This window comes from Bradymonas sediminis (genome assembly GCF_003258315.1).
Classification (GTDB): Bacteria; Myxococcota_A; Bradymonadia; order Bradymonadales; family Bradymonadaceae; genus Bradymonas; species Bradymonas sediminis.
Genome location: NZ_CP030032.1, coordinates 3808032 through 3833038 on the forward strand (window position 1 = coordinate 3808032; position 25007 = coordinate 3833038).

The 25007-nt window shown below is 61.7% G+C and carries 25 protein-coding genes; 12 read left to right on the forward strand and 13 right to left on the reverse strand.

Features of this window, described 5'->3' with window-relative positions; genetic code table 11:
* Positions 1 to 17: 17 nt before the first annotated feature.
* From DN745_RS14335 to DN745_RS14360, 6 genes are all read right to left on the reverse strand, one after another.
* Entirely contained in the window at positions 18 to 1082 is a 1065-nt protein-coding gene (locus DN745_RS14335; RefSeq protein ID WP_204355002.1) for an AAA family ATPase, read from the reverse strand.
* Between the two features lie 127 nt (positions 1083 to 1209).
* Positions 1210 to 2175 (reverse strand): lysylphosphatidylglycerol synthase transmembrane domain-containing protein, encoded by a 966-nt coding sequence (locus DN745_RS14340; RefSeq protein ID WP_111335902.1) that lies wholly within the window; start codon positions 2173 to 2175, stop codon positions 1210 to 1212.
* A 143-nt stretch (positions 2176 to 2318) separates the two neighbouring features.
* On the reverse strand, positions 2319 to 3431 hold the full coding sequence (locus DN745_RS14345) for a Vps62-related protein (RefSeq protein WP_111335904.1): 1113 nt from the start codon (positions 3429 to 3431) through the stop codon (positions 2319 to 2321).
* Positions 3432 to 3806: 375 nt separating this feature from the next.
* Positions 3807 to 4151: a hypothetical protein gene (locus DN745_RS14350; RefSeq protein ID WP_133622024.1), complete on the reverse strand. Its 345-nt coding sequence runs from the start codon at positions 4149 to 4151 to the stop codon at positions 3807 to 3809.
* A 24-nt stretch (positions 4152 to 4175) separates the two neighbouring features.
* A complete protein-coding gene (locus DN745_RS14355) occupies positions 4176 to 4496 on the reverse strand; it encodes a colicin immunity domain-containing protein (protein ID WP_111335907.1) in 321 nt (106 codons plus the stop codon).
* A 517-nt stretch (positions 4497 to 5013) separates the two neighbouring features.
* On the reverse strand, positions 5014 to 6525 hold the full coding sequence (locus DN745_RS14360; protein ID WP_111335908.1) for a DUF7079 family protein: 1512 nt from the start codon (positions 6523 to 6525) through the stop codon (positions 5014 to 5016).
* 300 nt (positions 6526 to 6825) lie between these two features.
* On the opposite strand from DN745_RS14360, the gene DN745_RS14365 reads away from it, so the two are divergent.
* The 3 genes from DN745_RS14365 to DN745_RS14375 all read left to right on the forward strand — a co-directional run bounded on the left by DN745_RS14365 (position 6826) and on the right by DN745_RS14375 (position 9005).
* On the forward strand, positions 6826 to 7134 hold the full coding sequence (locus DN745_RS14365; RefSeq protein ID WP_111335910.1) for a YtxH domain-containing protein: 309 nt from the start codon (positions 6826 to 6828) through the stop codon (positions 7132 to 7134).
* Between the two features lie 221 nt (positions 7135 to 7355).
* Complete coding sequence (locus DN745_RS14370) at positions 7356 to 7916, forward strand: hypothetical protein (protein ID WP_111335911.1); 561 nt, start codon at positions 7356 to 7358, stop codon at positions 7914 to 7916.
* A 315-nt stretch (positions 7917 to 8231) separates the two neighbouring features.
* Positions 8232 to 9005: an outer membrane protein gene (locus tag DN745_RS14375; protein ID WP_111335913.1), complete on the forward strand. Its 774-nt coding sequence runs from the start codon at positions 8232 to 8234 to the stop codon at positions 9003 to 9005.
* A 107-nt stretch (positions 9006 to 9112) separates the two neighbouring features.
* Here the strand turns inward: DN745_RS14375 and DN745_RS14380 are convergent, their stop codons facing one another.
* Positions 9113 to 9346: a hypothetical protein gene (locus tag DN745_RS14380; protein ID WP_133622023.1), complete on the reverse strand. Its 234-nt coding sequence runs from the start codon at positions 9344 to 9346 to the stop codon at positions 9113 to 9115.
* 189 nt (positions 9347 to 9535) lie between these two features.
* Entirely contained in the window at positions 9536 to 10348 is an 813-nt protein-coding gene (locus tag DN745_RS14385) for a M48 family metallopeptidase (protein WP_162687688.1), read from the reverse strand.
* Positions 10349 to 10693: 345 nt separating this feature from the next.
* On the opposite strand from DN745_RS14385, the gene otsB reads away from it, so the two are divergent.
* Complete coding sequence (gene otsB / locus DN745_RS14390) at positions 10694 to 11578, forward strand: trehalose-phosphatase (protein WP_111335917.1); 885 nt, start codon at positions 10694 to 10696, stop codon at positions 11576 to 11578.
* Between the two features lie 74 nt (positions 11579 to 11652).
* On the opposite strand, the gene DN745_RS14395 is transcribed toward otsB, so the two are convergent.
* From DN745_RS14395 to DN745_RS14405, 3 genes are all read right to left on the reverse strand, one after another.
* The gene (locus tag DN745_RS14395; RefSeq protein WP_111335919.1) at positions 11653 to 12453 is read right to left on the reverse strand and encodes a hypothetical protein; all 801 of its coding nucleotides are present in this window, start codon (positions 12451 to 12453) and stop codon (positions 11653 to 11655) included.
* A 129-nt stretch (positions 12454 to 12582) separates the two neighbouring features.
* Positions 12583 to 13938 (reverse strand): diphosphate--fructose-6-phosphate 1-phosphotransferase, encoded by a 1356-nt coding sequence (pfp, locus tag DN745_RS14400; RefSeq protein WP_204355003.1) that lies wholly within the window; start codon positions 13936 to 13938, stop codon positions 12583 to 12585.
* 51 nt (positions 13939 to 13989) lie between these two features.
* Positions 13990 to 15216: a serine/threonine protein kinase gene (locus DN745_RS14405; protein WP_133622022.1), complete on the reverse strand. Its 1227-nt coding sequence runs from the start codon at positions 15214 to 15216 to the stop codon at positions 13990 to 13992.
* A 315-nt stretch (positions 15217 to 15531) separates the two neighbouring features.
* On the opposite strand from DN745_RS14405, the gene DN745_RS14410 reads away from it, so the two are divergent.
* From DN745_RS14410 to DN745_RS14445, 8 genes are all read left to right on the forward strand, one after another.
* Entirely contained in the window at positions 15532 to 15828 is a 297-nt protein-coding gene (locus DN745_RS14410) for a hypothetical protein (RefSeq protein ID WP_133622021.1), read from the forward strand.
* A 265-nt stretch (positions 15829 to 16093) separates the two neighbouring features.
* Positions 16094 to 16594, forward strand: a complete 501-nt coding sequence (locus tag DN745_RS14415) for a Fur family transcriptional regulator (RefSeq protein WP_111335924.1) — start codon at positions 16094 to 16096, stop codon at positions 16592 to 16594.
* Positions 16595 to 16738: 144 nt separating this feature from the next.
* Complete coding sequence (locus tag DN745_RS14420) at positions 16739 to 17905, forward strand: Mrp/NBP35 family ATP-binding protein (protein WP_111335926.1); 1167 nt, start codon at positions 16739 to 16741, stop codon at positions 17903 to 17905.
* Positions 17906 to 18007: 102 nt separating this feature from the next.
* Entirely contained in the window at positions 18008 to 19477 is a 1470-nt protein-coding gene (locus tag DN745_RS14425) for a patatin-like phospholipase family protein (RefSeq protein WP_111335927.1), read from the forward strand.
* A 376-nt stretch (positions 19478 to 19853) separates the two neighbouring features.
* Positions 19854 to 20066, forward strand: a complete 213-nt coding sequence (locus tag DN745_RS14430; protein ID WP_111335929.1) for a cold-shock protein — start codon at positions 19854 to 19856, stop codon at positions 20064 to 20066.
* A gap of 142 nt (positions 20067 to 20208) precedes the next feature.
* On the forward strand, positions 20209 to 21138 hold the full coding sequence (locus tag DN745_RS14435; protein ID WP_133622020.1) for a GNAT family N-acetyltransferase: 930 nt from the start codon (positions 20209 to 20211) through the stop codon (positions 21136 to 21138).
* A 46-nt stretch (positions 21139 to 21184) separates the two neighbouring features.
* Positions 21185 to 21694, forward strand: a complete 510-nt coding sequence (locus tag DN745_RS14440; protein WP_162687689.1) for a GtrA family protein — start codon at positions 21185 to 21187, stop codon at positions 21692 to 21694.
* Entirely contained in the window at positions 21691 to 22506 is an 816-nt protein-coding gene (locus tag DN745_RS14445; protein WP_111335934.1) for a hypothetical protein, read from the forward strand. The genes DN745_RS14440 and DN745_RS14445 overlap by 4 nt, the downstream gene beginning before the upstream one ends.
* Positions 22507 to 22632: 126 nt before the next feature.
* On the opposite strand, the gene DN745_RS14450 is transcribed toward DN745_RS14445, so the two are convergent.
* Both DN745_RS14450 and DN745_RS14455 read right to left on the reverse strand, forming a co-directional pair.
* A complete protein-coding gene (locus DN745_RS14450) occupies positions 22633 to 23919 on the reverse strand; it encodes a pyruvate dehydrogenase complex dihydrolipoamide acetyltransferase (RefSeq protein ID WP_111335935.1) in 1287 nt (428 codons plus the stop codon).
* A 75-nt stretch (positions 23920 to 23994) separates the two neighbouring features.
* The gene (locus DN745_RS14455; protein WP_111335937.1) at positions 23995 to 24978 is read right to left on the reverse strand and encodes a pyruvate dehydrogenase complex E1 component subunit beta; all 984 of its coding nucleotides are present in this window, start codon (positions 24976 to 24978) and stop codon (positions 23995 to 23997) included.
* Positions 24979 to 25007 lie beyond the last annotated feature (29 nt).

Here is a 25007-nt window from a genome sequence, read left to right on the forward strand (position 1 = left end):
GCTGGCGCATCAAGCGCCTACGCGGTCGCCTGGAGTCGCTGCTCCTGCTGCTTGATCACCCAGGTGACCAGGCGGCGATAGTCGCTGGCGCCGCGGCTCTCCGGGGCGTACTCAAAGATGGTCTTCGACTCGCTGGGCGCTTCTTTAAGGCGGGTGTTGACGCGCACCGGCGGCAGGACCTTGTCGTGGAAATGCCCCTGCAGGGTCTTGACCGCCTCGTCGCTGATCTTATTGCGCATATCGTAGAAGGTCGGCAAAATGCCCATCACGCTGATGGGGTGCAGCAGGACCCGGTTGACGTTGCGCAGGGTCTTCATGACCTGCTTGACGCCCACCAGGCTCAAGAAGTCGCAGGCCACCGGCACGATCAGGTGGTCGGCGAAGGTCAGCGCGTTCATATTGAGCAACGACAAACTCGGGCCGCAGTCGAGCAGGATGATATCGTAGGCGCCGACATCGAGCAGGCGCTTCCTGAGCATCTTGTCGCGGTCCTCGTCCAGGCGCGCCAAAAAGATCTCGGCGGAGGCCAGCGTGTCGTCGGCAGGCAATATATCCAGGTTCGGCCGCGCCGACACCGTGCACTCCTCAAGCGCCGCGCCCTCCACCAACACATGGTAGAGCGTCTTCTTGCCGCTCACCCCCAGGCTCACGCCCACGTGGCCCTGGCTGTCGACGTCGATGATGAGCACGCGCAGGCCCTGCTTGGCGAGCCCCGCGCCCAGGTTGACCGTGGTCGTGGTCTTACCCGTGCCGCCCTTCTGGTTGAGAATCGCGATGCGCATCGGACCCTGCTCGGCCTGAATCGTGCGTCGACGATAATCGTTCACCGCCGGCTTTCGACACTCCATGCTGCAATAGTGGACGGTTTTGCCCTCCACCGTTGCCTGTTGGAATGCGTATTTCGGCTCGAAATCTCGCCCGCAACCACTGCACGGAACCTGGCCGCGCTCGGCAGTCTGATCCTGCCGGCATTGGTTGCTGCAATAATATTCGACTCCATCTTTGGTTCGCTCGATCTGATAGCGAAATTTAACCAAAAATTGCTTCTCACAGACCGTGCATTCTTTGAGCGCCGTAGCCATCCGGGTATGTCTCCATAATCCTTAAAAAAGCATGACCGTCGACATCGCGACGGCCCGCTGCAAGTTAGTGATACATCGGGGCTTCGGTCAAGCGCCCCGCGCCAAAAAGCGCCTTGGAAAAGACCGCTTAAGTCGAGCTTTCTGCGGGTGTTAGCCCGCCCCCGCCCAGCCTAAACCAGCCCAGCGCCCCCAGACCGAGCAACACCCCAAACCACAGGGTCGTAAATCGTATCAAATAGGTCGCCGCGGTGGCGCTGCTCTCGTCGCCAAATATCCCCATCAGCATCAACACCCCAATCATCGAGGCCTCGGCGACGCCCAGGCCGCCGGGTAAAAAACTGATGGCCCCAAGAATCGTGGTCATCGCGAAGATAAACGACGCCGACTGAAGGGTGGCGTGCTCGGCGCCCAGGGCGTGCAAGATCAGATAAAACGCGAACGCCTCCATCGACCAACCGAGCACGCTCAACACGGTCGTGCCGCTGAGCAGCCGCCACGACAGCAGCTCGCGCGCGGCCTCGTAGGACTGCTCCAGCGGCCCGCGAAGATGCCCCACGAGAGGCAATTTCTCCCATAGATTCAACAACTTGTGGACGATGGACGGGCGATTAAGCACCACGATAAGCAGCCCCACCAACACCAGGGCCGCGCCGAACGCCACCCGCCCGAAGTCGAAGGTCGCGATGCCCACCCCGGCGATGACGAAGAGCCCCAGCAGGTCAGTGATGCGCTCGGCGAAGACAATCGGCGCGCTGCGCGCCACCGGCAAATCGTAGCGCTCCTTGAGCAACATGCTCTTGAGCACCTCGCCGATCTTGCCAGGCGTCACCGACATCGCCATGCCGGCGATGAAGATATTGAGGCTCGCCCCCAGCGGGACCGCGAAATTTAGTTTTTTGAGATAAAGCTGCCATTTGGCAAATCGCAGCGCGTAGTTGAGCACCGACAGGCCCAGCGCCGCCAGCACGACCGAGACCGGGAAGCTGGCCAGGCTGGCGAGGAGCCCCTTGGCGTCGGTGAATAGGGCGATGGCGGCGTAGACCAGCGCGCCAAAGATCACGCCCCACAAGATACGTTTTTCGAGTTTTCCCACGTCGGCTGCTTCGGGTTCGGGGTGCGTTGTTCGCGTCCATCGTCTTCGTTGGAAGCAGACATAGCATTATTGACGCAAATCCCGCCATCTTCGCAGCGTATTTTTGGGCGCCGGGCCACCGGACGATGGCCGCCGGCGAGCGCTCAGGTCTCGGAGGTCCAATAGCGCTGGAATACGGGCCCACGCGGCCCCGAGAAGAGCACGCCGGTCTTGCCCCAACGCCCCGCGTAGGCCAGCCAGGCGATGTCTTTGCGCGGGCCGGATGGGTCGGCGATAATCTTGATATTTCCCCAGGTCTGCCAGGTCTCGCCGCCGTCGGCGGTGCGGTCGGCCGGGAGCATCCCGCGCGATTGAATCCCCGCGCTCGGGTAGGAGGCGTGGCCGTAGCGCGCGCTATAGACCACCGGATGGCTGCCCTCGACAAATTGCACATCTTCGGCGCTCACCCAGGTGCCTTCGCGGTCGTGCGCGGCAAAAAAGACCTTCTCAACCTTGTCCAGGCTCGCGTCCAGGCGCACCGTGATATGCTCCCAATCCCCCTCGTGCGCCCCGCCGGCCGGCCCCGCCAGCACCGGGCCGCTATAGGGATAAAAGAACCAATATTGGATCTCCAGGCCCTCTTCGCCCCCGGCGCGCTCGCGCAGGTGCACATAGGTTTTAGCGGACTCAAGCTCGCCGCCGCGCGACGCCAACTCTCCCTCGTGGTGCCCCTTATCTATCTTCAAGAAATGCTTACCCAGGGTGCTCTCGCGCAAAAACGCGTCGAGCCGGTCCTCCACGCGGGTCGCGATGGTCTCGCTCATCAATTTTTGGGAGGGGTCAAAGGTGCTGCCCATCAAGGTCGGCAAATCCCCCAGCGCCCCGTGCTCCTCGGCGTGGACCTCGGTGCGCTCGAGATACCAGTCGACCGACGACGGAAAATAGCGCTCCTCCGGGTGCAGCCGCACCTCGGGCGCAAAGCGCGCCACCACCTCGGCCACCGCCGGCGACCGCGCCACGCTCGCCGTCACCCCGCGAGAGTCGGCGCGGATCGGCAACCACAGCAGCATCACCATCACCGGCAGCAGCGCCCCGCAGACAAGTTTTGCCCGGCGAGTGCCGAGCAGCCGGCGCGGCGCGCGCGGCGTCGGGGGGTCGGCGGCGCTGGGTTCAACCCCTCCCGATTCCACATCTTCATGGTCATGGGCAGAGGCGCGTCCAAGAAACGCGAGCAGCGAGCGGTCAAGCTCATTTCGAAGGCGACGAAGGTCTGACATAATGGGTCGATGGCGCAAAGCGAGTGACAGCGGGCGAATCTCTCAAGCGAGCAACCAAACACCGATAACATTATGTTATTATTGAACAATTACACCAATACCTGACTCTCTCACATCCCATTACAAACGCGCAAGGCGTTTTGTTCCCACTGTATTTTTCCGTTATGGGTGTGCAGGGCTCGGTGGCGCGACGCGACGCACCGCAACGCCTCGCAGGTACGCAGCCCCCCTTCTGTCGCTTCGCGACATCTTCCCCGGAGGGGAAGATCTACTGTTGCGCCTGCGGGGAGCTTCGGATGGGCGGTGGTTGGGGCGCTTCGGGTGGGCGGAGTTGGCGGCGCGCGGCGCGCGGCCGCTAACACAGCATTATCTTGACTATTTACACCTCAGAACAACATCAAAATACAAATTTTCTTCTGGCTCAATATATTTCAAAATAAAGAGTTCGGCGGTTTCTCTTGCCTCCTCGACCGCTTCCGACGCTGCTACGGATTCAGATGACGTTATAAAAATGAGGTCCAAATCGGGGCGCGTAGCATCGTCATAAATGCGAGCTCCATCCATCCCCAATATGACACACCCCAGCTCCGCCGCACGTTGGACATAAGCACTCAAAACGGATGAGTGTACCCAGAGAGTATTTCCTCCCATTATACTAACATCACAAAATTCCCTCTGAAGAACCTTCTCGATATCTATCAACTTTTCTCGTTGTCCCATGGCGCCTTCCGATAGGATAAATTGTCAATTTCGGTGTCCGAGCAACTTCAAGCGACTAAGCGCCAGACATGCTCGATTATAGAGCTCTATTTCGTCGAGGTCGGTTTCATCTCTTATTGCCGGATATCTGCAGTAGTCCTCAACGGCAAAAAACAACTCACCCAGGATGTCGTATTCTCTATCGTCCAATGGCTGTCGCCCCTGATCGAGAAATGCTCGAAGATAGGTCCGCTCAAACTCTTCCGGGCTCAGACTCCTTTTGACAAAACTATCGACAATCGCGACAAGCGGCAGTGCGGCCTCTGATAAATGTTCCACAAATAGCCCAAAGCTAAATTGATTCACTAACGATTCCCGCGCCCCTTATGTTGTCGCTGACCGCAACGCGCTACAGAATATTCACCGCGTTGGGGCGGAGCTCGGCGAGCCCAGCGACGGAGTGATTTTTGTCAAAACTTAAGCCCCCCTTTTAATCATAATCGACCTATATGTCTACTCGCCCGCACGCACCCTCAACCCAATCTCCCTCACCGCAATCACCTAGCATATGCACATTATAGGTGGTTGCATGGCGCAGGCGCCCGACACACGCAAACCGTAAGGGCACCCCCACTGCAGGCGTTTAAAGATAGAGAATACTCAGCGTGAGCATATAGGTGGCAATATAATAGGCGATGAGGGCGCGAGCCGGCGGGCGGTTCTGGTACGCAACGCACCGCAACGCCTCGCTGATACGCAGCCCCCCCTTCTGTCGCTTCGCGACATCTTCCCCAGAGGGGAAGATCTACTGTTGCGCTACCGGGGCGTGTGTGGTGGGCGTGTGTGGTGGGCGAGTTTGCGGGGCGCGTCGGGCTCGCGGCCGCTACCTCAACAGGCGCATATTCTCGACGCGCACCGCGTCCAGGGTGCGGCGCGCCTCGAATTGGGTGAGCCAGTCGGTGTCGTGCAGGCAGGCCTCAAACTGAGGGGTGAGGGGGCTGGCCATCGGGCCGAGGCGCGCGAAGGCGCGCAGGGCGGCGCGGCGCACCTCGGGGTGGCCGTCGCGCAGGGCGGCGGCCATAGTGGGCAATTCGCTCAGGCTGGCTTCGCGCATCTGGCCCAGGGCAAACAGCGCGGTGGCCCGGGTCGAGGGCAGCGGGGCGCGAGCTAACCTGGCGAGCTTCGGGACGGTGGCGGCGGCGGCGCTGCCCATCCAGCCCAGGGCGGCGGCGGCGCCCTCGCACACCGGCGTCGAGGAGTCGGTGAGCGCGCGCTCCAGGGCGTGCAGCGCCGAATAGTAGCGCTGGTCGCCGGTGGCCAGCAGGCGGCCCAGGCACAGGGCGGCGGTCTGGCGCACCCGCGGGGAGTCGTCGAAGATCGAGCGCCGCAGCACGCATAGCGTCGGCTCGGCGGGCAATTTGAGCACCACAAACGCGTCGGCGATGGCGCGGCGCACCGCCTCGTTGCGGTCCCCGAAATTCGCGATCAGCGCGTGCTCGGCGCCGCGGGCGGCGCTACCCAGGTGCACGATCACCCGCGCGGCGTTGAGGCGGTCGATGCTCTTGCCCTCGCTGAGGTGCGCGCAGATGCTGCCCAGGGCCTGGTGGGCGATATGCTCGAAGAGCGGCATATTCGGCGACGGGCGAAGCCAGCCGTTGGTGCCGTTTTGGCGCGGCTCCTCCAGGGAGTCGAGGACCCGGCGAAGCGCGCCCATCGCCGCGGATTTTACGGTCGGGCTGGGGTCATGAAGCAAGGCGACCACCGCGCCAAGCGCGCGCTCTTTGAGCACATGGGCCGCGGTGTCGATGGCCGCCGCGCGCACCCGAAAATCCAGGTGATTGAGCAGTTGCGCGATATTCGCCAGCGCCGGGGTGGCGTCTTCTTCGAGCAGCGACAGGTTCTCCAGCGTGTGCACGATGGTGGCGACGTCGCTGCTCGATTGCAGCGTCTGGGTCAGCGTCCACGGGTCGTTGCGCAGCCGGAAGAACACCTGCATCACCCGCGCCCACTCCCGGCGCGTCATCGCCTGGCCCAGGTGGGCCGAAATGCTGCGAAACGGCCACCAGCTCGGGCGCATCTTATTGCGCCGAATATATTCGATGATCGCGCGCACCAGCCAGCGCGAGTCGGCCGAGCAGCCCGCGAAACTATCAAGGTCGCGCGGCGCGTTATACACCCCCAGATAGCAGAACCCGCCGCTGCCCAATTGCACCAGGTGCTCGTAGCACACCGGCGCGACCTCGTCGGTATAGATCTCGCGCAATTGCGCGGCGCTATAGCCCGAATTCTTCAGCGTATGGGCGATCTTACGCACCCGGGCGTCGTCGAGGCGACCGTCGCCAAAAAGCGCGGCCAAGGCCTGCCAAACGGGCTCTCTTCGCTCAAGATCGAGCATCTTCTCCCCTCTATGGTGATGGATTCGGCGGCGGTGCGCGTGGGTGCATCAAAAATTCCCGTACCCCTAAACCTATCTCCGCCCGCCGTTTCATCAATCCCCTAAATCGCCCGACGCCCCACGCGCGGGCGGCGAGTCGGGGCGACGCCCCGATTCAATTGACCTGCCCACAGCGGCGTTGAGCTTTGGGTGAGTGGCGAGCTTTTGGCCTCATTCGCTCCCCGCGCCTTGGCCGGGTGTGGCGGGCGATTTCTAGTTCCCCCCCAACTCTTCGAGCCCAACTTTTAGAGGGAGTTTCCCATGAAAAATCCATCGGTATCGTCATTCAAGCGCGCGATTGGCCGCATCAACGCCCCCCGGGACTTCGACGCGATTCTGCAGCAGGCGGGGTTGCAGCGGCGCACCAAATACAACACCCAACGCGCCCTGGGGTGGGCCGGCTTCTTCACCCTGGGGCTGGTGGCCGGCAGCGCGGTGGGCATCTTTTTGGCGCCCAAGCGCGGCAAAGAGATGCGCGAGCAGGTCCGTGACCAGGTGCGCGAGAAGCTGCCCATCGGCAAGGGTCACTCGATTCTCCACCAGGAACGCAGCTACGACGAACTCAACTAGTCCAGACGCCCCTGCATCTGACCGCGATTGCCCCATCCAAAGAGGGCCGGGGATGATCCCCGGCCCTCTTCTTTTATACGCGGCGCCGGCCCCCACCGAGCCCGCACCACTTCACAAACCACTGAAATCATTATAGAATCCCGCAACGCAACGCTTCTACTCTGAAGCAATGCGCACTACCTACCCGATAGAACCCCCGCATTAATCAGGCTGTACCATCTATGCTGAACCGTTATTCTTTGTCCTTCCGCTCGCCCCGTCATATCCACTGCTCACTCGCCGCCCTCATCGCGCTGGGGTTAGCCGCGCTCAGCGGCTGCGGCGACGCGGCCAGCGACGCCCCATTCGACACCGTCTTTAACCCCTGTGAGCCGCTGGCGATCGTCGCGCAAGCCGGCACACGCCCCGAGCAGCTCGAGAGTCTGGACGCCGCCATCGCCATGTGGAATCAGGCCGCCGGGCTCAAGCTGGTGCGCGACGGCGCCGACATTGAGGCCCAGATCCCCGTCTATTTCGAAGACGGCGCCCCCTTTATGCACGGCTTTTATAGCCAGGACCTGGGCACCGTGACGGTCAATCAGAAGTTGAACGCGCGCGAGCGCACCATCACCGCGGCCCACGAATTAGGCCACGCGTTTGGCCTGCATCATATCGACGCGGCAGCGCGCCCATCGATCATGAATCACGGGAATTTAAGCCGAGAGATCAGCGCCGAGGACGTCGAAATGCTCCACTCCTTATGGCCGCAATGCCAACCGAGCGAAGACACACCGAACGCTTAAGTCATTGAAATATAAGAACATATATCGAAAACCAATCTCACTCAGCGGCTTGACCTTGCCCAATCCAGCTCTACTTTACTCACTGAATTCGTCGCTAGGATCAAGCGATGATATGGCAAGGCCTTCACCTTTTGGGGCGCCGACAAAGACAGTGTTTTTGTCGGGCGAGAGTTGCTGAAAGAGCCCCCGCGCAGGCCAGCTCGCGACGCGATCTATTTCGCTCGTTCGCCGGTCGTCCACATGCCGGGGGGTCATCTCGCTTCAACTGCTAGGCCTCGTGGACGCGATTCACGATAACATCCACAGGAGAGGCTCATGAAGCAATATAAACTCTTAGGACTCATGGTTGCCATCGGCATGCTGCTGGTGGCTGGACCAGTCGCAGCGCAGGACTATGACCCGCCAATCCAGGAAGACCCGAGCATCCAGCAGCCCAACGATCTGATGGAGGACGATGAGTTCGACCTGGAGCGCGATTACGCCGATCCAAACGTCGAACCCATGGCGATTGACGACCCCTATATGGAACCCGACCCGCTGGTGACGCCCAATCAGGACAGCACCCTGACGCCGTTTGGCATGGGCCTGACGGTCGGTGGTGGCGTGGTCGGATTTACCAACTCGAATATGCGCGATAACCTGCATACCGGTGGTGGCTGGGAGGCGCGAGCGACCTTCGGCACCAAAACTCCGCTGGCCCTCGAGGCAGCCTACGTCGGTACGGCCAACCGCCTCGACACCTTCGGAGTCGACGATAACGCCGCGCTGGTCTCAAACGGCGCCGAGGCCAACCTGCGACTCAACCTGACCAACACCGCGATTAAACCCTATCTGGTCGCCGGCGCCGGCTGGAAGCACTACGCGGTCAGCAACACCGACGTGAACACATCGAGTCTGGAAGACTCGGATAACGTCCTCGAGGTCCCGCTCGGCGTGGGACTTGGCTATAGCTTCAACGGCTTTATCGCCGACGTTCGAGGCACCTACCGACCCGCGTTCGATGACGATTTGATTCGCTCGGATATCGGGAATGACGACACCGGCCTGGACACCTGGAAGGTTGGAGCCAATATCGGTTTCGAATTCTAATCTTAGGCCGCGCCACACACACACAAAAGACCCGTCAGCCACGAAAGGCTGACGGGTCTTTTTTCGATCAAAATGAGCGCCTATAAAGAGGAGCCCAGGATGTCGACTTACTCGGCGACGTCAAAGAAGACCGGGAGGTCTTTGACTGCGTCGGTCTCTTCAGCTTTGATAGCCTGAATCTCTTGACGCGAGGTGTGGAACGCCTTTTTAGCCTGCAGGAACGCTTTGCGAACGCGGGTCGTGGCAGCTTTGTTGGTGCCAGCATATGCCGCGGCGATGTCTCCGCTTTCTTCGGCTTCTTTCAGGGCTTTCATTGCTGCAATATACTCTTCGGCTGCCATGGTGATACCTCCATTTTTGGCGTAAATAAATGATTACTACATTTCGAAGTAAGGTGAACTTCCTGCGTGTCATGCCACGGTTCAGGTGATTTCTCAAGCAAGAATCCAAAAGGAACGCTGTCCGAATCACTTCCCGGGGCGCATGGCGAGCGGTTTTGAGCCAGGCGCTCGCCGCTGACAACAGGCGGCTTACAACTTTTTCTTCATTTCCTGCAAGCGCGCCGTCCCCAGATTATCCGGGGTGTTGCCCATTTTACGGATAATCGCGCGGGCCTGGTCGATGCGGCTCTTGGGCAGGGGGTGACTCGAGAGCATCTCGATGCCGCCGCCGCCTCGGGCCTCTAACTTCTTGAAAAACGTCACGAATCCGTTCGGGTCATACCCGGCGCGCACCATATAATTGAGCCCGTCGCGGTCCGCCTCAGACTCCTGGTCTCGCCCGTATTTCAGCAAATACCCCTGGGCGCCCAGCGTCGCGCCCAGCTGGGTCAGGGTGCCCGCGTTCTGCCCCAGCGCCATGTCCAACACGGTCTGCAGGCCGTAGCTGGCGACCAACTTCTCGGCGATATGGCGGTTAGTCACGTGCGCGACCTCGTGGGCGATGACGCCGATGAGCTCCGCCTCGTTCTCGGCCGCCTTGATCAAACCGGTGTAGATATAGATATCGCCGCCGGGCGTGGTGAATGCGTTGATTTCGTTGCCGTCGATGACATCAAAGGTATAGGAGATGCCGCGGGGTTGATTGCCCGAGGCGCGCACAATCTTGGCGCCCAGCTCCCTGATATAGCCCTGGATTTCGGGGTTATCCAAAATCGTGAACTCCGCGCGCACCTGGCCGCGCATCTGGTCGCCCAGCTTCTCTTCTTCGGCCGCCGGCAGCAGCACATTGGCCGCGGTGTTGGTGGCCTTCCCGCCCACGCCGGTCGCGCAACCGGAGGCAAAGCCGAGCATCGCGAGGCTCAGAATCACAAGTTGCAGGCGGGTCACAAGCGTTTTCGACATCAATACATTCATATTCAAGACCTATTTAGTGGAAGTTCGAACTGCGCCAGCTCATTGGCCAGGGGCCCCTACCTTTTATCGCAAAAACCCGGTCAGCGCACACAACCCGATAACACGCGCGCGGCGAGAACAATTTCAACCGGCCGCTTTGGAGCGCGGGGTTTGGCGCGCCGCCAAGTATCAAAAACTTTGGTTGAAATGTCACGCCCTGTGCCGAAGCTATTGGGTATCCATCAGCGCTCCCGGAGCGCGCCGACAAATAATAGGCGCGCCGACTAGATTTGCGACGGGGCTCATCACGATTTTTCCAGGGACCCCGGGCGACCGCGCGGGGAATAGAGGGCAATGAGCATGAATCCACGAAAGTCCGCCGTGCAGGCCATCGATGAGATCTTTGAGCGCATCGGCTCGCGGGAGGTCGCGCTCTTTGTCGACTATGACGGCACGCTCACGCCAATCGCCCCGAAGCCGCATCTGGCCGAACTGGGCGACGCGATGCGCCAGCGCCTGCGCGCCCTGGCCGGGGTCTGCGACGTGGCGGTGGTCAGCGGTCGCGCCCTGGCCGACGTCCGCGCGCGCGTCGGGCTCGACACCGTCGCCTACGCGGGCAGCCACGGCCTCGAAATCACAGGGGCATCCCGCGCCCCCAGCGGCGCGCACAGACCCGCCGCCTTTGAGGGGCTCTCGCTCGAAAAGGGGCGCGACTTCATGCCCACTATTGCGCGCGTCGAGTCTGAATTGCGCCTGCGCACCGGGCGCATTGAGGGCGCATTGGTCGAGCGAAAGCCCTTCGGCGTCGGCCTGCATTTTCGCCAGGTCGCCGACCAGGACCTGCCGACCATCAGCAAACACCTGGACTGGGTGCTTCGGGAATTCCCCGGGTTCCGGGTCACCGCCGGCAAAAAGATCTACGACATCCGCCCGGATATCGACTGGGATAAGGGCTCGGCGGTGCGATGGATACTCACCTACGGTCCCAATTCACGCGGCCAAGACCCGCTCGCCATTTATATCGGCGACGACACCACCGACGAAGATGCCTTCCGCGCGCTGCGCCCCGACGGCGTCACGATCGTGGTGCAGGCCACGCCGAGCCCCAGCGCCGCCGAATATTGCCTGCGAGACACCGGCCAGGTGCAAGACTTCCTCGACGCCCTCTTCGTGAAGTTATCCCCGAGCGTCCCGCTCCCCGACCATTCGTCCCGCCCCTCTCCGAGCGCATCGCTCTAAACACAAAAACCCTCGACGCCCGGGGCGTCGAGGGTTTTTGGCGCATCCGGTCGGATGCCTTTTATGGGCGCGGATTAGAAACCATCGCCGAACGGGTCGGTCCCGCTCAGGTCAAGCTTCAGACCGGGTTTCTTCTTCGCCTTGGTGGTCTTCTTCGCGGGTGCTGCGCGACGTCTTGAGGTGCTGCGACGCGCGGGCGCCTTCTTCTCAGGCTCCGGCTCGACCTTTTCCTCAACCTTGGGAATCGGCGTAAAGCCCATGGTGACCAGCCGAACTTCCTGCTCCTGGGGCTGAAAGACCACCTTGGGATACGGCGTCTTATCGACCTCATAGGCGCCCTGGGTCATGGCGAAAATCGCGCCACCCAGACCCAGCACCAGCAGCACCGCCACGCCGAGCACGATGCCCAGCGTCTTGGATTTCTGGGGCTGCGGCGCAGCCTGGGCCTGCGCGGCCTGGGCAACCGCCTGCTGCTCGGGCGTCGGCGCCTGCGCGGCGAGCTTCGCCTGACGCGCTTGCTCTTCCTGCCTCCTGAGCGCGGCTTCGGCCTCGGCCGCCTTCGCAGCCTCGGCCGCCTCATCGACCCACTCGCCCTTGGCTTTGAGGTCCTCGACCCGAAGCGCCTCCATGCGCAGGGTACGCCTCTGCTCAAGGTCGCCCTGTCGGTCCATCTCGGCGGTGATGCGCGCCTCGGCCTCCGCGCGCCGACGCGCCGCTTCTTCCTCTTTAGCGAGCCGCTCGGCCTCTTCTCGGGCCTTTAACTCCGCGTCAAGACGTCGTTGTTCTATGGCCGCTTCTTCGGCGGTCTCATCGAAAATGCCGGCGAGCAAGTCATTGGCATCGTCGTCACTAGCCCAACTTTCATTATTTGACACGATAATCTCCGTTGCGTTTTGTTTTGCGCGTTACCGACGCGCCATCCCAAGCTTCTTAACTATAGAATGCGCGGCGTCTTTGGACAACCGTTCATCCAGGGGTGCAAACGCCCTGGGACGCGTTTGGATCTAATTTAATTTTAGCTCACGCTTCTCGCCCGGCCCGTCGAAGTCCATGGGCTCCCCGCACACCAGCCGCTCGAACTCGGACTTAAATGCCTCGGGCGTGGTATTTGCGGCCGCCGCGAGCCGCGCGAGCTGCTGCGGGTCGGCGAAATCTCGCCGCCCCAGCCGCTGCATATAGCGGCGCGCGACGTGGTAATTCTCCGAGTTAATATCGACGTTGCGCACCCGCGGCCGTCCGGTCTTTGGGTCGCGCATATGCTCAAATGGAACATATGTACGCTTCTTATGGTCGACCACGACGATGGCGTTGGTGCCCCCGTCGGCCAAAAAGCGCACCGCCCCGTAGCCGAGGTCGCGGGTATATTCGATGTCGAAGGGCACCGGGTCGGCGCAGCGAAGTTCATAGCCGAGCTTAATTTCGCGCATCGCCACGTCGATGCCGCGCTCGGCGAGGCGCCGGGTCACCTGGTCACATAAGATGGTGCCCAACGCGACGTTGGCCAGGCGGATATTGCCGAAGCTGTCGCGCCCGGCGTCCGGGAGTTTCTCCAACTCCGAGGCCTTCAGGGCCCCGACTAACCCCTCGCCGATGACCGCCAGGCCCCAATGGCGCCCCTCGGCGCGCCCCTTAATCACGGCGCCTTCGATGATCGAGACGAATTTATCAACCGTCGCCCCGTCGATGCCGAACTCCTCGGGGATAAGCGTCAGGTGCGCCCCGGAGGCCTTGCCAATCCCGATGGCCAGGTGCCCGGCCTGGCGGCCCATCGTCGTCACCAGGTGCCAGCGGCGGGTCGTCTGCGCGTCGATGATAAGATTCTGCACCATCCCTACGCCCACATGGCACGCGGTGGTATAGCCAAAACTCGGCACCCCCTCGGGCAGCGGCAGGTCGTTATCAATGGTCTTTGGCACATGCGCGCAGCGCAACACACCGCCGGTCTCAGCGGCGATAAAGCTCGCCCCAAACGCCGTGCCGTCGCCGCCGATGGTCACCAGGAAGTCGATGCCGCGGCGTTTGATCGTCGCGACAATTTTCTCAAGATTATCGCCCTGCACCGGGCTGGTGCGCGACATCCCGAGCACCGCCCCGCCGCGAAAATGGATCCAATCGACATCTTCGCGCGACAGCTGCTTCATATCGTCGTCGACCAGCCCTCGGTAGCCATCTTTGACGCCGAGCACTTCCCAGCCGCGGTTAATCGCCTCGATAGTCACCGCGCTGATGACCGAGTTAATCCCGGGCGCCGGCCCCCCGCTGGCCAAGACCGCCAGCCGCTTCGGGCGCGACTGTGACTTATTCGTTTCGGGCTTCTTCACACCGGCGTTTTCCACATCGAAGCTCTTCTCGTTCGGCACAAAAACCTCCAAATCCTCAAAAACTACACTGCGAGGCGACTGATTAAAAAGTCAGCGCGTAAAGCGAAACTTCCATCGGTCGGATAATTCAAAATAATCCCCCGCTTCCAGCGCGGCGCGCTGCACCGGCTCCCCGTTGAGCGTGGTCCGGCCGCCGCTGAGCAGATCGACCAGCAGAATCTCACCGCTCTCCAGGGGCAAGACCAGCACATGCTCCTCGGCGACCTCGTCGTCGGGAACGATCAAATCGCAGCGCGACGCGTTTCGCCCGATCTTCAGGCCCGCGCGGCGCAGGATAATTTGCCCCGGCGCCAGGCTCCCCGACAGGTCCTGCACCGACCCGAAGGAGCGCGGCTCCGGCAGCGGGCGCGGCTCGGATGGCTCGTAAAACCAGCTCTTCTCGCGCCGCTTTTGCCCCGGCGCCGGCGGCTTGGCCTCGGCGTCGCCCAGGGTCAGGATGCGCCGGCAGCGCCGCAGCGCGGCGTCCAACTCTCCGGCCGAAAAATACCGATCACCCGGGTCCTTTTGCAGGGTCGTCATCACCACCTCCGCCAGGTCCGGGTGCAACCCCGGCGCAAAGCGGCGCGGGTCTTTGGGCATCTCCATCTCGATGCGCTTCATCAGCGGATACCCCTCATCGCCGTCGAGCGGCACCTCCCCGGTGAGCATCTCATAGAGGGTGACGCCGACCCCGTAGAGGTCCGCGCGGTGGTCGACGGTGCGCGGGCTGGTGAGCTGCTCGGGCGCCATATAAACCATGGTCCCCACCAGGTCGCGCGAGTCGGTGATGCGCGCGTTGCGCCGCCCAATCTCCGCCCGCGCCACCCCGAAGTCGGTCAGCTTCACCGTCCCCTGCGGGGTCAGCAGGATATTCTCGCTCTTCACATCCCGGTGCACAATCCCCTGGGCGTGCGCGTGGGCGAGCGCGGCGAGGACGCCCAGGATCACATCGATCGCGGCGACCGCCTCGAAGGGGCCCTCGTCGTCGATGACGTCCATCACCGAGCGCCCCGGCACAAACTCGAGCACCATCGCCGGGCGGCCCTCGACCTCGATCTCCTCATAACAGGTGACGATGCCCGGGTGCTGGCGCCCCAGCACATTCTGAATCCGCGCCTCCTGGTGCATCCGGTGCACCAACACCTCATCCGCCGCGCTCTCTTCGCTGAGCACCTTGATGGCCACGGGCATCCCCGTGGGGCGATAGACCCCCCGATACACTGTGGCCATGCCTCCGTGGGCCAATACGCGCCCGATACGGTAACTTCCGACAATCACGGTGAAATCCTTATGGCCATAGTCTAAATTACTGCACACGGTTCGCGCCAAAGCGCCCCGCCGATTCGCCACCGGCCGGCGCTTCGCACACACTAGTTAGCCCGGGCCCTTCTTGACAACCTCCCCGACCCATTATAATTCGCGCCCCGGACATCAGGACACAAATGTGGCTTGGGTTGTTTGAATGAAAGGTTGGTTCAACTTTGTGAAACCAATTTCTTGACAATGTCACCTCCCCGCGTCTAACTACATGGCTCACACAGAACCATGAAGATGTGTGGAAGGATCAAGACACTACACCACGAAAGGAAAGTCATGCGTAAACTTATTGCTATCATGTTGGTTGGCTTCTTCGCCGCTGGAACCGTCGCTTGCGACAAAGCTGAAGATGCCAACACCGAAGCCGCCGCCGAGAACACCGAAGCCGCCGCCGAAAAGGCCGAAGAGAAAGTCGAAGAAGGCGCTGAAGCTGTCAAAGAAGGCGCTGAAGAAGTCAAAGAAGGCGCTGAAGAGAAAGCCGAAGAAGGCGCTGAAGCTGTCGAAGAAGGCGCTGAAGAAGTCAAAGAAGGTGCTGAAGAAGGCGCCGAAAAGGTCGAAGAAGCCGCTGAGTAAGCCGTTGACGCTTGCTTAAGCTGCCTGGCTCTGCCGATACTTGGTGAGCCGCGCAAATATAGAAACCGGCGCGACATTTCTCGCGCCGGTTTCTTTATGCCCGCGATAATATCGACCCCGGCCCCAAGATACGCGGTTGTTCTCCTCACCGCTCTGCACTACAGTTGCCGGGCCAGCGCGCTCAAAATATCAGCGCGCCACCCAAAACGCATATCAACAAGGCAGTCCGCGCGCCTTATCTCTCAGTCTTCAGGACGAGGACACGATGGCCAGCCCGAACGACACACATTCAGGTCACACCCCCGAGGAACTCAAAGCCGCGATGGAGGCATTCCATCAGCGCCTGCGAGACGCCGGTCTCAAGTCGACCCGGCAGCGAGACGTCATCGTCGAGCTCTTTTTTACCCTCGACAAACACATCACCGCCGACGAGCTGCTCGATGAGGTGCGCGAAATCCAGCCGCGCATCGGCTACGCCACGGTCTACCGCACGCTCAAGCTGCTGGTCGAGCAGGACCTCGCGCTGCCCAAAGACTTCGGTGACGGCCAAACCCGCTACGACCCGATCTTCGACCAGGACCCCGGCCACGACCATATTATCTGCGTCAATTGCCGCAAGATCGCCGAGTTTAGCGACGACATCATCAACACCCGCATCCAGGAAATCGCCGAGGAGATCGGTTTTACGCTGCGGCGCAAAAAACTCGAACTCTACGCCGAATGCCATAATCCTGAGTGCGTCGCCGCCCAAAAAGACAAAAAATAAACCCATTACGTGCAATTTTTGCCGCTTCAATTGGGGCCCGCCATATCGCTTGCCAATCTGCGCTCGTTTGCAGTAAGGCCATAGCGATCCGGGGGGTCACTACCAACGAATTCGCGGCATTTTGCCTCGTAGGAGCCAAAATATATGAAAGACGATTTCTCGATTAAAGGTGAAGTTATCGCGGTCCTCGAGGCCATCGAAGACCCCACGCAGGGCAAAAACCTGCTCGACGCGCATATGATCGAACAGGTCGACGTGCAAAGCGGCGTGGTCGACATCACGGTCCTGGTCGAATTGGGCCGAACCCGCGAAGAGCGCTTCAGCCTGGAAGACTCGATCTATAATAAGGTCGAAGAGATCGCCGGGGTCAACGAGGTCAAGGTCAAGCTGACCACGCCTAAAGCCGTGGCTCAACAGAAAAACGCCGACCCGCTCCCCGAGCCCAAACAACCCGCCGCCGCCAAGCCCAAAGCCGCCGCCATCCCGCAAGCCGAGCCGATCCAGGGCGTGGGCAAAGTCATCGCCGTGGCCTCGGGAAAAGGCGGCGTCGGCAAATCGACGGTCGCCGTGAACCTCGCGCTGGGACTGCGCGACCTCGGCTACCGCGTCGGCGTGCTCGACATCGACATCTACGGCCCCAGCCTGCCGACCCTGCTCGGGTTGATGAGCCGCCCGAGCGTCTCCGAGCGCCAGATCGTGCCGCTGCAGACCCAGGGACTGCGCATCATGAGCCTGGGCTTCTTGATGGAAGACGACACCCCGGTTATCTGGCGAGGACCGATCGTCACCGGGATTATCCGTCAGTTCTTGCGCGACGTGGACTGGAGCGGGCTTGACTACCTCATCATCGATATGCCCCCGGGAACCGGTGACGCCCAGCTCGCCCTGGCCCAGACCGTCCCGGTCGACGGCGCGGTCATCGTCACCACGCCCTCCAAGCTCGCCCTGATCGACGCGGCGCGCGGCCTCGAGATGTTCCGCACCCTTAATATCGACGTGCTCGGCATCGTCGAGAATATGTCCGAGTTCGTTACCCCCACCGGCGAAGTCTTCAAGATCTTCGGCGACGGCGGCGTCGAGGAAGAGGCCAAACGCCTGGACACCACCGTGCTCGCCTCGATCCCGCTGGACCCGGCGGTGCGCTCCGGCGGCGACGAGGGCAGCCCGGTCGTGGCCTCCGCTCCCGACAGCCCGGCCGCCAAGAGCTTCCTCGCCCTGGCCGAAAACGTCGCCAAGCAGCGGCCCATTCAGCCCGGCGAAGAATCCGCCGACGGCAAGAAGAAGGGACTCTTCTCCTTCCTCAAGAGCTAAACCACGCCGTCTTCAATGGTTCGCCGCGGCGTATTACCTGTGTTATAATCCGGGGTCCCCGGGGGACTCCCGGGTTTAACCCCCTCCTGTCACGAGCCAAGATTGAGCCGTTTCGGCCGACATTTTGTCCGCATCCGCGAACTAAAAGCCTTCGAGCGCCGCTTTATCTCGCTGGTGGTCGACCATCCCCGCGTATTCCACGCGCGGGATGAGGCGCTGTTTCGCTATGCGCTCAACCTCGCCCAGGTCAACCTCTTCCGCACCCCCGAAGGCCAGGACATCAGCCTGAAGGAAGAGGTCAACGGCCTGCGCCGCTGGATGATCGAGTCCCTGGTGCCGCTGCTACCCGAGGACGCCGAGCCCGAAGTAGGCTCGCTTCGCGAGCTCGCCCCGGTGCTCTCCCTGCGCGTCGAGCGCACCCGCGAGAAACTCCTCGCCCGCCACGTCTCCGACTTTGGCCCCGAACACCTGGACGCCGAGCTTCGCCAGAAGAAGTTGGTCATGGTGCTCGGCGGCGGCGGCGGCGCGGGGCTGTCGCACCTGGGCGTCTTCTCGCTCTTTAAGGAATTGGGCGTCGCCCCTGAGCTCATCGTCGGCAGCTCCATGGGCGCCATCATGGGCCTATTGCGCGCCATCGATAAGACCTACGACCCGGTCGCGGCCGCCCTCGCCCTGCCTAAGTCACTCAATTATAACGAGATCTTTCGCCCCTTCACCGGGCATTCGCGCTACGGCTTCCCCGGCGCCTTCCATATGAACCTGATGCGCATCGGCCGCCAGATCTTCCAGGACCTGCTGGGCAAGCCGGTGATCTCTTTCTCGGAGTTGCCGATCAAATTTGAGATCGTGGTCTGCGGCATCGCCCGCGGCTATGAGATCGACGAGGACGAGTACCGCCAGGACGAAGGCATCGTGCGCCCCAACGGGATGTCCCCGCTGGAGACCACCCGGAAGCTGAAATTATTTTTCAAAGCGCTGCGCCAACTCAGCAAGAATCCGCGCTTCCTCAACGAGATCGTCTTCGGCCGCGACGCGCTCACCCGCGATTTTCCGGTGGTCGAGGCGCTCGGGTTCTCCTGCGCGGTGCCGGGCCTGCTGCATTACGATATTTTTCACGACGATCCCGCCACCATCAATCCGCTCAACGACCTCTTCGAGCGCGATAATCTGCTGCGCCTATGCGACGGCGGCGTCATCAATAACGTCCCCTCCCAGGTCGCCTGGGAGTCGGTCCAATCCGGCAGCATCGGCACACGAAACGCGCTCATCGCCGCCTTCGACCCCTTCGCCCCGGTCGCCCGCGGGCGAAACCTGCTGTGGATCCCGATCCAGCAGATCGCGCGCCTGGGCGTCATCACCAACCAGCCCTACGCCGACTTCCACACGACCTTCCGCACCCCGCCAAACCCCCTGCATATCCTGGTCAATAGCTATTCGCGCCTCAAGGGCATCATCGCCTCGGCGCGCAATGAGCTCGAGGCCGACTCGCGATATATGGCGCGCGCCCTCGAGGAACTTCCGCCCTACGGCTCCTGGAAAATTCACCAGCCCCTGGCCCGCGAAGAGTCCTAATGCGCCCCGCGTAACCTCCCAGCCGTGTTTGGCCGAAGTTGCTCAACCTTTTTACCCCTATTGCATTCCCTTTCGGAAGCTGATATTGCTAAACTCATTGGTGAGATGAATCTCATCATGAAATCTCGAAGAACGGTTGAAGCATCTCGGAGTTTGATTTTTATTTATGCATTTGTTTGGAAGTTTTTGGAGTGCAATACCTTCTCACCTTCCCGTATTCATTTGCCAAATAAATACCCTCTCTTTTGAGACGCTGAGTCTGAACTAAGAGATTGACGTTCGTAAGGGCGGACGTCTTTTTCATGGGTTGTGCGACGTTCATTAGAACGCCAGCAGGATCAATCACGTATAATTAGTTTGAGCACAAGAGGACAGAATGTCGCAGAAAATTCAAGGTCGAGTGAAGTGGTTTAACGAAGACAAAGGTTACGGTTTTATCGAGCGCGATGACGGCGGCGAAGACGTATTCCTTCACTTCAGTGCGTTGTCGCAAAGCGGCTTCAAGACGATCGCAGAAGATGCGGCCGTCGAATTCGAAGTCGAGCCGGGACCGAAAGGACCGAAGGCTGCCAACGTCATTCAGCTTTAATTTAAAGCTGTTGACAGGCATATAGCCTGGACGCATTGCACGCTTCTTCGGCGTCTTGATTTCGTCAAATAAGTGTGTTGAAAAAACCGATTGCCTCTGGCGGTCGGTTTTTTTATTGCTTTTACCCGCTCAAGATCTGCTTATGGCCATTCAGCATATCACCGCGCCGCAATATGCCCCGCCCGAGGTCCTCACCGAGGACAGCACGGCCGAGGCGATGGCCTTCTTGAGCGTCGACATTCCGCTGAACCTCTTCCAGTTGAGCTGGCTGGAGAATTACGGCATCGACTCCCCCCGAAAAGCCGACGCCTTCGTCTTTTTGGGCGTGCGCACCACCCGGGGAAGGCTGGCCGGCGTGGCGCTGCTGGTGGGGCGAAGCCTGCTGCTGGTTCATAGCCCAGAAGCCGGCGCGGCCGAGGCGCTCGGGCGCTGGGTGCGCGGCCAAGAGGTCCACCTGGACCACCTGGTCTCGGACACCCCGAGCGTCGATGCGTTCTGGCGAGGCTACGCCCACGCCGACGCACACCTCGAGGACCCACCGGCCCCGCTCCAGGCCCAAACCCACCGCGCTCAGATGCTCTACACCCTCGAGCGCCACCGCTGGAACTATTGCAACACCCTGCCCGAGCGCGCCGCCGCCGGCGTGCACCCGCGCCTCGCCCGACTCGACGAGATCGACGCCGTCTTCCTCGCCAGCGTGCGCATGCACCGCGAGGAGACAAATATCGACCCGCTCGAAGACGATCCCGACGCCTTTCGCCGCCACGTCGCCCATCGCATCAGCAACGGGCGCTGCTACGTGCACTTCGACGCGCACCGCCGCCTGCTGTTTAAGGCAGAGCTGTCGGCCCACTCGCGCTTCGGCGCGCAGGTCTCGGGCGTGTATACCGACCCGATTTGCCGGCAAAAAGGCATCGCGACCGCCGCGTTATTTGACATCTGCAAGCAGTTATTCGAGGGTGGGGCCCGAAGAGTCACGCTCTATGTGAACGACGACAACGAAGCTGCTCACCGCGTATATCGCAAGGTGGGCTTTGTGCCCCACGCGCCCTACCAAACCATCTTTGTCTAATCTGCGATCCGAAAACAGAGTCGATTACCCCGGCAACGAGCCGCTTGTGGCGGATCGCGCCCTTTTGGGCATCACCTTTTTGACCGTCGCGCGGGTCAAGCGCCTGGTCAAATTTGGGCTCGTCGGGGTCAGCGGCGTCTTCGTCAACCTGGTGGTCTTCGAGGCGCTATTTCGCCTGGGCGCCTTCCCTTTTTCGCTCGCCAATGCCGCCGGTATCGCGCTGAGCATCTTCACTAATTTCCTCCTAAATGACGCCTGGACCTGGGGCGACCGCAAAAAAGGCGCGCGTCGCCGCGACTGGTTCGCGCGTGTGGGAAAATATTATATCAGCGCCGCCGCCGCCGCCGGGGTTCAATTGGCCGTGGCCTGGGCGATGAACCACTATCTGCTGGGCCCAATCCAGCTCGACCTGCCGGCGGCGCTGGGCGGCGCCGGTCAAAGCGTAGATATCTCCCCGACCCTCGCGGTCCTCAGCGGCATCATCGTTGGGATGGGGATCAACTTTCTCGCAGGCCACCTCTGGGCCTTTCGCGATATCGAGGACGCCGCAGAATGAAGCCCAGTTCCGCCGACATCGACATCACGCCGCATCACACCAGCGCCCACGCGAGCCAGCGGGTTCGGCCCTGGCTGGTCGCCCTGAGCTGCCTGCTCTGCCTCGCGTATCTTGCGGGCTGCGGCACAACCGCCCAACAAACCCAGAGAGAACCCGAGCGCATCGTCGGCGCCCCGCCCTCGGCCGAAGAAGATCCCTTCTTCGTGCGCGGCACACCCGCCGAAGCCGAGCGCGTCGAGGCCCAGGGCGTCATCGAGCCCGACCAGCCCACCGACCCCGCCATTGCCGAAGAATTACCCGAGCAGCCGGCGGCCCAGGACACACCGGCCCTGGCCATCGACAAGCCAGCGCCAGTGGCGCCAACGGCGCCAACCGAAACCGCCAAGCCCGAAATTCGCGCCGAAGAACCGCCGCGCCCCGAAGCCCCTCCGACGCCGGCGGCCAAGGTTATACCGCCGATGGTCAAACCCGAAAAAGCCCCGGCGATCACGCCCCCCGACGAGCCGAAGGTCGAGGTTGCCCCGCGCGGCGAATTGGCGGCTGTCGTGAAGCCCACGCCGCCGAAAACCCGGCCCGCGCCGCCCAAATCCCCCGAGGCGCCCCAATGCTTCTCCTGCGTCAAGATCTGCCCTCTTTCGGGCGATTGCGCCGCGGGCGATGAAGACATTATCTGCGGCTGGGGCACCCAGAAACAGGCCTCCGTGGCCAAAAAGCTCGCCCAGGCCCAGTGCGACGCGACCCTGGACATGGCGCGCCAGATGCCCGTCTGGAGCCGCATCGACGGCCAATGCCCGCCGGCGACCTGTCGCTAATATCGACCGAATTTCCCGGAAGAATCGACATTAAAAAAAGGCCGGTGAGTTTTGACACTCACCGGCCTTTTTTGATGCCGTGCACCCGACGGCCGAAGCCGCCGGGTGCTATTCAGAAGGAGCGGGTCATACCATCAGCAGCAACGGCGTCTCGAGCAAACGCTTGACGTGGGTGAGGAATTCAGCGCCCGTGGCGCCGTCCACCGCGCGGTGGTCACACGACAGCGTGACCTTCATGCGCGTGCCCACCTCAAGCTCGCCGTCGTCGTTGACCACCGGCGTCTTCTTGACCGCACCACACGCCAGAATACCGGCCTGGGGCGGGTTGATGATCGCCATGAAATGGTCGATGCCGAACATGCCGAGGTTGCTCACCGTGAAGGTGCCGCCGGTATATTCTTCGGGCTTAAGCTTCTTATCCTGCGCGCGCCCGGCGAGCTCACGGACCTCTTCGGAGATCTTGCGCAGACCCTTCTCATTGGCGAAGCGGATAGTCGGCGTAATCAGGCCCTCTTCGATAGCCACGGCCACGCCGACATGCACCTCGTCAAATTGCAGCAGATGGTCGTCTTGGTACGAGACGTTCATCGCCGGGTACTCCTGCAGCGCGACCGCGCACGCCTTGACGATCATATCGTTGACCGAGACCTTGGCGTTGATATTGGCGGCCTTGAGCCCGGCGTTGATTTCTTTTCGCTTGGCCATCGCCGCCGCCATGTCGATATCCATGGTCAGCGTGAAATGCGGCGTCGATTGCCACACGCTTTGAAGGCGCTTGGCGATCGTCTTGCGCATCTGCGACAGCGGGACCTGCGTCCCGGCGGCCAGGCCGTCGGCCGAGGCGGCAGCGCTCGCAGCCTTGGGCGCCGGCGCAGCCTTCTTGGCGCCCTGGCTCTCCATGGCCGCCTCGACGTCGCGCTTAATCACGCGACCCGACGGCCCGCTGCCTTCAATCTCGCTGAGCTCAATGCCGGCGTCTTCGGCCATGCGCCGCGCCAACGGGCTCGACTTCACACGCCCATCAGACGCGCCGCCTTTGGCGGGCTTCGCCGCCGCTGCGCCATCGTCGGCGGCATCTTCAGCGGGCAACTCTTCAGCGGGCGCCTCGTCAGCCTGCGCCGGCGCCGCCGCGCCACCACCCTCAAGCTCCTTGAGCAGCGCCGAGATATCCTCGCCTGCCTCGCCAACGATCGCCATCGCGTCGCCCACGGGCACCGCGTCACCGGCGGCCACCAATAATTTAAGCAGCGTCCCCTCGAAGAAGGATTCCATCTCCATGGTCGCCTTGTCGGTCTCGACCTCGGCGATCACCTGGCCTTCTTCGACGACGTCGCCCTCTTTGATCGTCCACTCGGCCAGGGTCCCCTCATCCATGGTGGGGCTCAACGCAAGCATCGTGATAACTTCGGCCATAATATTCTCTCGCAGCGATATGTTCGCAAATAATCGTCTATTTATTTAGCTCAATCCAGTCATTCCCGCACGAACTTAACTCTTCGTGTAGGTCGCCTTCTTGACCGCGGCAATCACGTCTTCGACCTTGGGAAGCGTCGCCGCCTCCAGGTTATAGGCGTAGGGCATCGGCACGTCGCGCTGGTGGATGCGGCCCACCGGGGCGTCGAGATAATCGAACAGCTCGCGCGCGATCCAATCGCTGACCGCGCCGCCCACCGACGCCATCGGCCAACCTTCTTCGACGATCACCGCGCGGTTGGTCTTCTTAACCGACTCGGCGATCATCTCGCGGTCGAAGGGACGAATCGTGCGAAGGTCGATGACCTCGGCGTCGATCCCCTCTTTGGCCAGCTCCTCTGCGGCGTCCAGGCACAGGTGGACCATGCGGCTCCAGGCGATCAGCGTGACGTCTTTGCCGCCGCGCTTGATATCACCCTTGCCCATCGGGATCAGATACTCTTCCTCGGGCACCTCGCCCTCGGTACCGTAGAGAATCTCACCCTCGATAAAGATGACCGGGTCCGGGTCGCGGATGGCGGTCTTGAGCATACCCTTGGCGTCATAGGGCGTGGCGGGCATCATGACTTTGAGCCCCGGAATATGCGCGTATTGCGCCTCCAACGACTGCGAGTGCTGCGCGCCGAGCGCGCCACCGGCGCCGCCGGCGCCCCGGATCACGATCGGGCAGCTCAAGGCGCCGCCCGACATATAACGCATCTTCGCCGCGGTGTTCACGACCTGGTCCAGGGCGAGGATGGCGAAGTTAAAGGTCATCATCTCGACGATGGGCTTGAGGCCGACCATCGCCGCGCCAATGCCCAGACCGGCAAAGCCAAGCTCGGCGATCGGCGTGTCGATGACGCGTTTTGCGCCAAATTGATCGAGCATCCCCTGGCTGACTTTATAGGCGCCGTTATATTCGGCGACCTCTTCACCCATGAGGAAGACGCTATCATCGCGCTCCATCTCCTCGACCATCGCTTCTCTAAGCGCTTCTCTAAATAAGATTTTCCGCATCGCGTTTCCTTAAATATGAACTCGCGGTG